The sequence below is a fragment of the Nitrospina gracilis 3/211 genome (genome assembly GCF_000341545.2).
Lineage (GTDB): Bacteria > Nitrospinota > Nitrospinia > Nitrospinales > Nitrospinaceae > Nitrospina > Nitrospina gracilis.
The window spans coordinates 1,618,771-1,629,852 of sequence record NZ_HG422173.1 but is presented as its reverse complement, the minus strand read 5'-3'; the positions used below and the strand labels follow the sequence as shown (position 1 = coordinate 1,629,852).

8 protein-coding genes are annotated in these 11,082 nt (G+C 54.0%); 4 read left to right on the top strand and 4 right to left on the bottom strand.

Annotated elements, in window-relative coordinates:
- The coding region (locus tag TX82_RS07700; protein WP_042250854.1) for a sirohydrochlorin chelatase at nucleotides 1–512 on the bottom strand (512 nt) is incomplete at its 3' end.
- A gap of 9 nt (nucleotides 513–521) precedes the next feature.
- Complete coding sequence (locus TX82_RS07695; protein ID WP_042252151.1) at nucleotides 522–932, bottom strand: pentapeptide repeat-containing protein; 411 nt, start codon at nucleotides 930–932, stop codon at nucleotides 522–524.
- A gap of 362 nt (nucleotides 933–1,294) precedes the next feature.
- On the opposite strand from TX82_RS07695, the gene TX82_RS07690 reads away from it, so the two are divergent.
- The 4 genes from TX82_RS07690 to TX82_RS07675 all read left to right on the top strand — a co-directional run bounded on the left by TX82_RS07690 (nucleotide 1,295) and on the right by TX82_RS07675 (nucleotide 6,834).
- Entirely contained in the window at nucleotides 1,295–2,614 is a 1,320-nt protein-coding gene (locus TX82_RS07690; RefSeq protein WP_005008994.1) for a porin, read from the top strand.
- Between the two features lie 325 nt (nucleotides 2,615–2,939).
- Entirely contained in the window at nucleotides 2,940–4,739 is a 1,800-nt protein-coding gene (locus TX82_RS07685; RefSeq protein WP_005008992.1) for a SulP family inorganic anion transporter, read from the top strand.
- A 272-nt stretch (nucleotides 4,740–5,011) separates the two neighbouring features.
- The gene (locus tag TX82_RS07680; protein WP_005008988.1) at nucleotides 5,012–5,584 is read left to right on the top strand and encodes a carbonic anhydrase; all 573 of its coding nucleotides are present in this window, start codon (nucleotides 5,012–5,014) and stop codon (nucleotides 5,582–5,584) included.
- Between the two features lie 65 nt (nucleotides 5,585–5,649).
- Nucleotides 5,650–6,834, top strand: a complete 1,185-nt coding sequence (locus tag TX82_RS07675) for a HAMP domain-containing protein (RefSeq protein ID WP_005008985.1) — start codon at nucleotides 5,650–5,652, stop codon at nucleotides 6,832–6,834.
- Nucleotides 6,835–6,879: 45 nt separating this feature from the next.
- Here TX82_RS07675 and TX82_RS07670 read toward each other — a convergent pair whose 3' ends face one another.
- Both TX82_RS07670 and TX82_RS07665 read right to left on the bottom strand, forming a co-directional pair.
- On the bottom strand, nucleotides 6,880–8,046 hold the full coding sequence (locus tag TX82_RS07670) for a hybrid sensor histidine kinase/response regulator (protein ID WP_005008983.1): 1,167 nt from the start codon (nucleotides 8,044–8,046) through the stop codon (nucleotides 6,880–6,882).
- 25 nt (nucleotides 8,047–8,071) lie between these two features.
- A complete protein-coding gene (locus tag TX82_RS07665; protein ID WP_005008982.1) occupies nucleotides 8,072–10,969 on the bottom strand; it encodes a GAF domain-containing protein in 2,898 nt (965 codons plus the stop codon).
- Nucleotides 10,970–11,082 lie beyond the last annotated feature (113 nt).

The window sequence follows — 11,082 nt, the reverse complement described above, 5'->3', positions numbered from 1 at the left end:
TGCGGCGGGAATCCGGCAAGGTGATCCGCCAGGAACCCGGCGAGGGTGTCGAGGTCGAACGGCCAGGCGTATTGCAGGTCGAGATCGGGAAACTGACTGCGCAGGGTGGTGAGGAGTTCCGGAATTTCCAGCTCCGAATGCGATCCGCCGGGCGTGAACATGGTGGGCACGACGGTGACGTGCGTGAACCCGGCCTCGACCAGCTTCTCCACCGCTTCCAGCACCGTGGGCGCGCAGAACTCATTGTACGCAACCACCAGTTTGGCGGGGGCGACACGCGGCTCCAGCCGTTCGGACAGCCGTTGCAGGCCGTGGTGGTAGGGATCGTTCTCCGGCGTGCGCGGCCAGTTGCGGATCTGACGGTCGAGGTCCATCTCCTCCGCCGTCGGCGGCTGGCCGGTGCCCTTTCGCTGGCCTTCCAGCTGTTTGAGACGGGACACCCAGTCAGGCGGGCAGTCCTTGGGCAGGCCTCCGTGCCCCACCAGCACCACCGCGCGTTTGCTTTCGGTCATGATCCGGCCTCAATCCTTTTCACTGCATTCAAACTGGTCGTCGGACACCCATTCAATCTGGATATTGTCGGGCAAACGCGTTTCCCTGTCCAGATAGGCGAGTTCGAGCTGGTCGCAAGTGAGATTGGTGGCGCCGCTCAGGTCGGCTCCATTCAGGTAGGAATCCTCGAACTCGACGTCTTCCAGGTTGGCGTCTTTGAGAATGGCTTCGCTGAGCACCGCGCCCGTGAGGTCGGCTCCGCTCAAATCCGCTCCCGTCAGATCAGCGCAGATGAGGTACGAAAAACTCAGGTCCGCGCCCTGCAACTGGGCGTGGTCCAGCTTGGCCTGCATCAGCTTGCGATTACTCAGGTCCGCACCGGCCAGCTCGTTCTTGGTTTTTTCTATTTGAATTTTGAATTCAATCCATTCAGGCAACATGATATCGATCAAATGAGTGATATTTTAAAAACGGTACAGGCCAAACCAGATCAATGTATTCTCGATTCCGGCTGCTTGTCAACCGGGTCCGATTTATTTCAATCGGTCCTCTCATCCCGGCGTCAACACAGATGGCCCGAACCCTCGGCCTTCTTGACCGGGAACCGCGTTTTCATCCAATTTGTGCCCGGCTTTTTTACCCCGATTCGTCTTTCTAGGGCAATGCAAACCGACCCCTTACCGGAATCTAACAAACCCTGCGTACCATTTGGGCATGCGGAGCTGGACGCAAATCGACCTGATACTGAGGGGTTTCAAATTCTAACTCAAGTGATCAACACATAAGAAAGAAGGAGGACGGAATGATCCGGAATGTGATCGTTTTGCTGGCCGTGACCGGGCTGCTGATCCCGGCACAGGCGGTGTGGGCGGAGTCGGATACGGAGAAGCGCCTGAGGGCGTTGGAAGAAAAGCTGAAACGTTTTGAAAACCTGGACTCCCTTCCCCAAAAGCAAGACTACATCCAGGTGCGTTACGCCAATCCGGGTTTTGAGATGAAAACGTCGGACGGCCTGTTCTCTACCCGGCTCGTATGGCGCGCGCAGTTGCGGTACACGCACCCTCATCGCTCCGATCCGCGCGGTGTGTCGAACTTCACCACCCGCTCCGACTCGAGCAACTTCGAAGCCCGCCGCCTCCGCATGAAAATCGGCGGTCACGGATTCAAACCCTGGATCGATTACTACTTTGAAGTGGATCTGCAACCGTCGCGCGACGTGGATGACGATGCCGCGGCCTCTTCCGCGCGTGTCATCGACTACCGCATCACCCTGCAACCGATCGACGAGATCGGCCTCCGCGTGGGTCAGTGGAAAATCGACTTCAACCGCGAGCGTGTGGATTCTTCCGGACGCCAGCAGTTCGTCGAACGGTCCATCGTGAACCGCGTGTTCACCATCGACCGCCAGGTGGGCGCACAGATTCGCGGCCGCTTGTTTAAAGAGACCTACGCCGACATGCGTTACTGGGCCGGTGTGTTCAACGGCGAAGGCCGCTCGGTAAACAATCCCGATAACGACATGATGTACATGGGTCGCCTGCAGTGGAACTTTCTTGGCCGCGACCTGAAATGGCGTCAGTCCGACGTATCCTTCCATAAACTGCCAACCGGAAGTCTGGCCTTCGCCGCCGCCACCAACAACGGCAAGTGCAGTCGCTGGAGCTCCTCCGGTTGCGGCAACCTGAGCGGGCTTACAGGACCCAGCGCCACTTCGCAGAATTTCAAAACCGAGCAGTACGTGCAGGAATTCGCGTTCAAGTACCGGGGCCTGTCGATCCAGCAGGAATACCACTGGAAAGACGTGGAAGACAAACGCAACATGACCGTTCACAAGTACAAAGGTATGTACGCGCAGGCGGGTTACTTTTTCCACGGACTGGTTCCGCAGATTCCGGAGAAGCTGGAACTGGCTTTTCGCTACGCGTTCGTCGATGCCCCGGTGGCCAGCAACGTGGCCCTCACCGACGAACGTGAAGAATACACCTGGGGTTTGAACTACTTCTTCTCCGGTCACGACAACAAAATCACCGTCGATTATTCCATTCTGGAATTGGAAGACGCGTCCACCGGAATGTCTTACGACGACAACCGCATCCGGGTTCAATGGGATATCTCTTTCTAGGAAGGCACCCACGCATCCCCATGTTTGGTTCGGGCCCGCCTCGCGTCCCCGGATTCTCCGATCAGCGATAAGGGCTTTTGCTTCTCACGGAATTACCTCCGGCCGGCCGCCCTTCTTTAGCAGGAGAGGGCGACCGGTTATTTTTCCACTTATCCTATGCCAAACCGGGCGAAATTCCTACTAAATGAAAGAAATAGTCTTTAAATTTAATACTTTATAGATATAGAGTTTTTTCGATAATATGTCATTTTTTTGTGACCAAATTGCTTATTTTCGCTAGAATAAACTCTATGCCTTTTTCCAATGTTTTACAGTTAAAGTCCAAATGCAGACGAAAACCTTGAATATTGCGTCCATGCCGAAGGTTGAAAAGGAAAGAGCAAACCTCTCCCTCAAATCGTACTTTCAGTACGATCTGAACAACCTGAAGGGGGACATTTTCGGAGGGGTCACAGCCGGCATTGTGGCGCTCCCTTTGGCTCTGGCTTTCGGGGTTCAATCGGGCATGGGGGCGATCGCCGGGCTCTATGGCGCGATTGCACTTGGTTTTTTTGCCGCCCTCTTCGGAGGAACCCGTCAGCAGATCAGCGGTCCTACCGGCCCGATGACGGTTGTGTCCACAGTGGTGGTCATGACCGCCGTCCAGAATATGGGCAGTCTGGAGGCAGCATTCGGCACCATCATCGCGATCTTTTTCCTATCGGGGGTGTTCCTGATCGGATACGGTGTCATGAAACTGGGCACTTACATCCGCTACATTCCCTACCCGGTGGTTTCCGGTTTCATGACGGGCATCGGGGTGATCATCATCATTCTTCAAATTTTCCCCTTTATGGGGCAAAAATCGCCGAAAACCATTCCGGCGGTTTTTCACGACCTGCCCAAAGCCCTGACTGCCATCAACTGGGAAGCCGTGCTGGTGGCAACCGCCACCATTGCCATCATTTACATCTTCCCGCGCATCACCAAAGCCATTCCAAGTACGCTGGTCGCGCTTTTCGCGGTCTCCGGCATCTCCGGCTGGGTGGGGCTGAACGTTCCCCTGATCGGTGACATTCCGGATGGGTTTCCGGAACTGCGGATCGGTGAGATGTCTCTCGAGGGGATGAAAATGGGCCTGATCATCAAGCTGGCGCTCACCCTGTCGCTGCTGGGTGCGATCGACTCGCTTCTGACCTCGGTGGTGGCGGATAACATCACCAAAACCAAACACAACTCCAACCAGGAGCTGGTGGGCCAGGGCATCGGCAACATGGCCGCCGCGGCCATCGGCGGGTTGCCGGGCGCAGGCGCCACCATGCGCACGCTGGTCAACATCAACTCCGGCGGCGTCACCCGCCTTTCAGGAATCGTCCATGCCCTCGTCCTCCTCGTCATTCTGATGGGGGCGGGCGTATATGCTTCCCAGATTCCCCTTGCCGTGCTGGCGGGCATCCTGATCACCGTCGGCATCGGCATCATCGACTACAAGGGAATGCGCCATATCAAGGAAGTGCCCCGGGCCGACGCCGTGGTGATGATCCTAGTGCTCGCCCTGACCGTTTTCGTGGACCTCATCCAGGCCGTGGCGGCGGGACTCATCCTGGCCTCCGTTTTGTTCATGAAACAGATGAGCGACCAGGCCGGCCGGGATATAAAAATATCCCCGCTCCGCTCCTATTCCAAGGAAATTCCGTGGGATGACGAACACATTCCGGCACACATCATGGACAAGATTTATGTAAAACACCTGGACGGCCCGTTGTTTTTCGGTTTCGCTCCCGCCTTTCAGGAACTGGCCAAAACCCTCCCCGACATCCGCGTCGTGATCTTTCGCATGAAAAAGGTCCCCCACATCGACCAGACGGGTCTGTACGCACTGGAAGAGGTGATCCGCGAATTTGAAAACCGGAACATCGCGGTGGTGATGACCGGCCTGCAGGACCAGCCCCTGCGCATGCTGAGGCGCATCAACATTGTTCCCGGCATGATTCCGGAACAGTATCTCTTTCCCTCCTTTGAAGATTGCATGAATTGGCTGGAAGAAGAATTGTCCGATGCCTCTCAGGAAGACATGCATGCGTTTTTTGACGAACTGGACAATGTTCGCCGCCAGCAAAAACTGATTCCCAAATACAGGTTGTAAGCTTCCCTCCTGGGATCGAGCGACCGGGCCCTTTTTCGGGTCCGGTTTTCATTTTTTTAACAGGAACCTCCCGCTACCTCCTTAAGACGCAACCGGGACGATCTCCGTTGCCCGTCTTAAAAATCCATTCCAGAAACTGCGAAGCCTCTCCGTAATATTCGAAGTATCTCGACCTCACAATCATGAATTCCCAGATAAAAATAATTAAGCCCCTGTGCTACTTTAAATTACCGGGTTTTCTTCCAACCTGATTTATTTATGAAAGCGGACAAATGACAACTCAATTATTGAATGAACTGTTGCTGGGGAACCAACGATTTGCAAGGGGAGCCACGCTCCATCCCCACCAGGACCCTCTCTACCGGAAGGAATGCGCGAAGGGTCGGCCATCACCTACAGCGGTTCTGGCCTGCTCTGACTCCCGGGTTTCCCCTGAAATCATATTCGATCAGGGACTGGGGGACCTGTTTGTCCTGCGGGTGGCAGGTAATATCGCCTCCAACATGGTCCTGGCCAGTCTCGAATATGCCGTGGAGCATCTGGGAACGCGGCTCATCATCGTTCTCGGCCACAGCAATTGCGGCGCGGTGACTGCGGCCGTTTCCGGCGATCAGGTTCCGGGGCACATTGGCAATCTGGTGGAGTTCATTCAGCCCAGCGTATCAAAGTGCACAAGTAATGGGCACCTTCCTCAAGTCAATGAGGTGGTCCGGGAGAATGTCCTACATAACATGAAAAATATCCGGAAAGCCGAACCGATCCTGTCAAAATTGACCGAAGAGGCCGGATTGGCGGTCATGGGTGCGATTTATCATTTGGAATCCGGGAAAATAGAATTATTATAGGGGGGAACCTGGTTTTTTCGGGACCGGATTACCGCAGATTCTGATTTCGCCATCCTGGATTACGAATGGGAAAGTTCCGAGATTGTAAAGTTAGCACCAAAATTGGGGTAGGATTCGGGGTCATTACCCTGATTCTTATGGGAGTGGTTCTGATAACCATTCAGCAAGTCAAGAATATGGAGGCGATCACCAAACGGGTGGTGACCCTTCGGACCCCGACAGCCCACTCCAGCCTGATGATGTTGAACGGGATGAACCATTCGCTTGCCTCCCTGCGCGGATGGGTGATACTGGGTGATCCCAAGTTCAAGGAAGAGCGCGCCACTGCCTGGAACGAGCAGATTGAACCCTCCCTCCAAAAGCTGCACGAACTCTCCAGCCAATGGAACAACCAGGAGCATGTGAATCAACTCCATGCAATTGAGGAAGACCTCAAACAGTTTAAGGTGTTCCAGCAGGAAATCGAGAGCATTGCCCAAACAGACGAAAATACACCAGCCCGAAAAATCCTGTTCGAAAAAGCACAGCCATTGGAAGACCGGTTGATGACTTATGTCACCCGCATGATCAACCTGGAAATGCGCATCCCTCCGTCTTCACAGAACCGCAAAGCGCTTCTGGCCATCATGGCCGACCTGGAGGGAACCACCAGCCTGGCATTCGAAAAGGCGGAAGAGTTTCTGTTATCGGGTGACCCCGCATTCAAGGATCAGTTTCGGAAAAACTGGGAGGACAACACGAACCGGTTCAATGACCTGAAGCGAAACTTCAAACTGTTGTCTGCGGACCAGCAGAAGGTGTTCAAACGGCTGGAACGGGCCCGTGAACAGATCGCCCCTCTTTTGCAAGAGATCATCCAGATCCGTTCGGGCAAGGAGTGGAATCTGGCTAACGCCTGGCTGGCGCAAAAGGCGGTACCCATCGCCTTCCGCATCAAATCCTTTTTGAATGAAATGACGGATACGCAGAACAAGCTGCTTGATAAAGACATGCAGGAAATTTCCAACCGCACACATTTTCTCGTGGTGCTTCTGGTCATCCTGTTTTTCATTGCGGCATTGATGGCGGGGGTGCTGGGGTCCACCATCACACGCACTGTGAGCGAACCCATCAAACAGGTCAGCAACATGGCGAGGGAAATGGCGCAGGGCAATTTACGCCAGAAAAAGCTGCCTATTCAGTCCAAGGATGAAGTGGGCGATTTGACGGAAAGCTTCAATCAGCTGCTTGAAAAAATGAAAGGCAAGTGAGGCAATGGTTTTGCCCGTTAGCACCCTGCGGATGCCCCTTCCTTCCTAAAACCTGTAGTCGGGCATCTCCAGATTGGGCAGAGCGACTTCAAACGTCGATCCTTTTCCCACCTCGCTGTACACCCCTATTTTTCCCTGATGGGATTCCACGATGTTCTTGACAATGGCCAGTCCCAGCCCCGTGCTCTTTTCCCCCCCGGTGGGACGGGCGCCCAGCTTCTGGAATCCTCTGAATATCTGTTCCTGATCTTCCGGCCGGATCCCCTGCCCCTCATCCCGGACCCGCACGTGTGTCCAACCGTCTTCCTGCCTCAGCTCAATGAATACACTGGAACCAAGCGGGGAGTACTTGATTGCGTTGCTGATCAAATTATCCAAAACCTGTGCCATGCGGCCCCGGTCGAAAACGATCGGTTCAATATCGTGGAAATCCTCGTTTATTGAAATATCCTTGCCCCGCGCATGTCCGGAGTTGATCTGGATCCTTTCCTTCAGCAGAGCGGTCAGGTCGCCCGGCCCCAGGTCCAGTTTCAGGTTGCCGCTCTCGATAACCGAAATATCCAGCAGGTCATCCACCATTCCCAACACCTCATTGACCGATTTGCCGACCAACTGAAGCATTTCGTCATGTTCTTTTTGAGAAAAAGACTCTCCTGAAAGTTCGAGGAGTTCAACGAATCCTTTAATGGAGGAAAGTGGATTGCGGATGTCGTGGGCGGCAATACCGAGGAATTTATTTTTTATTTCATTGAGCGAAACCAGATCCTCGTTTTTCTTTTCCAGTTCCTGAATCAAGGCCTCCCGCTGCTTTTTGAGGGAATGAAGTTGAAGGTGTGTTTTGACCCGCGCCAGCACTTCGCCGGACTTGAAGGGTTTAACAATGTAGTCGACCCCACCCTGGTTGAACCCTTCGACCACATCCTCTATATCATTCCGGGCGGAAATGAATATGACCGGAGTCCCGGTGGTTTTCGGATCGGCTTTCAGCCGCCGGCAGGTTTCGTAACCATCCATGCCCTCCATCATGATATCGAGCAGAATGAGATCCGGCATGAAACGCGACGCGATGGTAAGGGCCTTCTCTCCGCTAAGGGCAACGGAAATATTGTAACCCTCTACCTCCAGTGTCTTTTGGAGGACTTCCACATTGGCGGGGGTGTCGTCAACAATAAGAATTTTAAAGTCTTCACGGTCGGGCGGAATGGAGGACATACTACTCACATGTTACAACCGGAAATCAGGATTTCGGGCCCGATTGCATTCTGTTCAAAAACTCGATGACCTGGTTGATCAATTTCATATCGTATGAACGTATCAAATCCTTGAAAAACAGGGCCAGTTTTTTTTCTTCGCCGTCAACCTGGATTGCATTCAGGCTCTTTTCAAAACTGGTGAAATTATAACTGGACGCGGCCGCTTTGATGTTTTCCATAACCTGATTGGAAAACTGGACCCGGGCCAAATCGATTTCCCGGTCCGGGGAAACCGTCTGCGGGCCGGAAGTCCGTCTCAGGAAATCGAGGGCCAATCCGAAACCCGTTCCAATAATTTGAAGAATCCCTTTCAAATTAACCGGCTTATCCAAAACCTGGTTCGCCCCGACCTGCAGGCAGGCATCGGCCATCTCCCGGTTCTGGGCACCGGCGACGACCACAAGGAGTATTTTTTCAAAGGACTGGTACTTGCGCAGGTTTTGGATCAGGGCTTCTGTTTGGTCCCCCAACCCGTCCAGATTAACGAACAACAGGTCCACCCCTGGGTTTTCGAGCATTTGCGGCGATTCGATATTCTCTACGTGACACAATGGAATACCCAAGCTTCCGAGGGTTTTGTCCAGTTCACGGGATTCTGTGGGCTGGAACTTACCCACGCAGGCCGCCCGCAGGGACATCCACGCAAGCGGCTTTTTAAAATGCCAGGAATCGTTGTCATACGACGAAAGTTCTCCAAACCGTTTGAGCGGCAACTCGATGGTGAAATGCGTGCCCTTGCCTTCCAACGACTGAACGGAAATGGTACCGCCCATGGCTTCGATGTGTTTTTTTGAGATGGAAAGGCCCAGTCCCATGCCTTTGCTCAACCCGACTTCTCCCAGCTTTTCAAACGGGTCAAACACTTTGGTCAGCTGGTCCGCGGCAATGCCTTTGCCAGTATCTATGATTTCAAAGCTAAACACCTCATTCGGTCTTTGCTCAATACGCAGAAGCACGGCCCCCTGATCTGTAAACTTGACCGCATTGCTGAGGACGTTGGTGAGCGCCATATGCAATTTTGACTCGTCACCATAAACCCAAAGAGGCCGTTCTTCCAACCCTTCTGCAAAAAAATCCAGCCCCTTGAACAGGCACCGGTTGCGAATGGACGAATTGATGCGGTCGACCATGCCAACCAAATCGAATGCCTGGCTGTACAGTTCCGATTCTCCGCCGTCGATCTTGGACATCTCCAGAATGTCGTCCACCAGCCGCATGAGTTGGTTACCACCGTCCAGAATCCGTGACACGTATTCCTTATGCTGCGGCGAAAGACGGGGGTCGCGCTCGATGATCTGCGCAAACCCGAGGACCGAGTTGAGCGGGGTATGAATCTCGTGACTCATATGGGCGAGAAATTCGCTCTTGGCCCGATTGGCAGCGTTGGCCTCAATGCGGGTCCTTAAAAGTTCCCGCTCCCGCTGTTTCCAGCCTGTGGCGTCCCACGCAATCACTGTAGCGCCAATACAAACACCCCTGGCGTCCAGCACCGGCGCCAGGGTCAGCGCCAGTTCCAGGATTTCTTCATTCTTATCAATTCCCCGAGTCTCAACTTTAAACGCTTCCCCTTCCCGAACTCCTTCCAGAATCCGCGCGGCGTCCCCCTCGCTGCCGGGAGCGACCAGCATCGTCAGGCTTTTGTCCACCAACTCTTCCTGCCTGTAGCCAAAAATCCGTTCCGCACCGGAATTCCAACCTGTGATCTTGCCGTCCAGGTCCACCTCGATGATGGCATCCTGGGCATTTCGCAGAATGGTGTTCAAAACAGCCCGGCTTCGTAAAAGCTGCTTGTGCTCCAATAGGAGCTGCAACTGAACCCCGGCAGCAACCAGAATCTCCAGCAACTCCATGTCGGGTTCGCGGACATTGGAGGTATAAACCTGAACCACCCACAAGAAATCGTTGTTCATGGTTATTGGAAAAGCAAACCCAGAATGACCGAGTCCCGATTCATGGATATCAAGCCTTTTCAGGAAGGCCTTGTCCCGCCAAACATTCTCCTCCCAGAGCGGCAGACCGGAGTCCCAGACCCTTCCGGGCAGACCTTCTCCATTTGCAAACACCGCTTCCATGACCCGGGACATGGTGGGCACAGTGAGATCGGGAATGTTTTGGTACACGATGCCCGCCGGAACCAGGCAGGTCCCGCTGTCATCCACCCGGTGCACCACACCCAGGGCGCAATCCAAAGTCACACAGATCTCACGCAGGAAGGCCCGCAGGCCGGACTCAAATGAACCGGATTGAGCGGCAATTTGTGTGGCCGCTTTGAGCAAATGGATATAAGAGGCATTGCGTTTCATGCGCCTCTCAACCTCCTCTTCCTTCCGGGAATTGCGAAGACCCAGCAAAACCTGCCCGCAAACGTTGAGCAACGGTTGAAACCATTCAACAAGGTCTTCCTTATAGCCGTCCTTGCCGTTGGCCAGGCACAGCATCCCCAGCACCTCTCCACCATGGGTGACCGGCAGGCCAATGAAAGCGTTGAGCGGCGGGTGTCCTTTCGGCAGCCCGCCGCGGCGGGAATCGTTTTCCGGATCGTTGGCGATAACCGGGTTCCCGCTGGTATACACCTGGCCGAACAAGGTTTTCAGATTGAAAAATTCCAGTCCGCTGCGGCCGTATTCCTGAAAAAACCGGTTTACCTCTGGATCTTGGGAAATACTGCAATATGCCAGGATTGAAACATAGGGATCCCCGGCGGGGCTTTCCCTCACATCGGCGATGAAACCATACTCACTTTCCGTCAACCCCAGCACCCGCCGGGTCAGGTTCCGGAATACCGTGGGAAGATCGTCACCGCGGCTGATCTCCAGTTGAAATTCGTCGATGATTTTAAGCAAAGACAATTTCGCATGGACTATTTCTTCCGCTTTTTTCATAGCAGCACATCTGGTTCAACCCGTCTTGAAACGGAATGACGCTTCTTGCCCGTCGAAGGCCTCACGCTGATTGGATCGTTTTTCCAGTACTACATCGCGTCTCCTTCCACGGA

Coding starts and splice junctions, on each gene's coding strand:
- TX82_RS07695 (WP_042252151.1), bottom strand. CDS start 932: ATGTTGCCTGAATGGATTGAATTCAAAATTCAAATAGAAAAAACCAAG.
- TX82_RS07690 (WP_005008994.1), top strand. CDS start 1,295: ATGATCCGGAATGTGATCGTTTTGCTGGCCGTGACCGGGCTGCTGATC.
- TX82_RS07685 (WP_005008992.1), top strand. CDS start 2,940: ATGCAGACGAAAACCTTGAATATTGCGTCCATGCCGAAGGTTGAAAAG.
- TX82_RS07680 (WP_005008988.1), top strand. CDS start 5,012: ATGACAACTCAATTATTGAATGAACTGTTGCTGGGGAACCAACGATTT.
- TX82_RS07675 (WP_005008985.1), top strand. CDS start 5,650: ATGGGAAAGTTCCGAGATTGTAAAGTTAGCACCAAAATTGGGGTAGGA.
- TX82_RS07670 (WP_005008983.1), bottom strand. CDS start 8,046: ATGTCCTCCATTCCGCCCGACCGTGAAGACTTTAAAATTCTTATTGTT.
- TX82_RS07665 (WP_005008982.1), bottom strand. CDS start 10,969: ATGAAAAAAGCGGAAGAAATAGTCCATGCGAAATTGTCTTTGCTTAAA.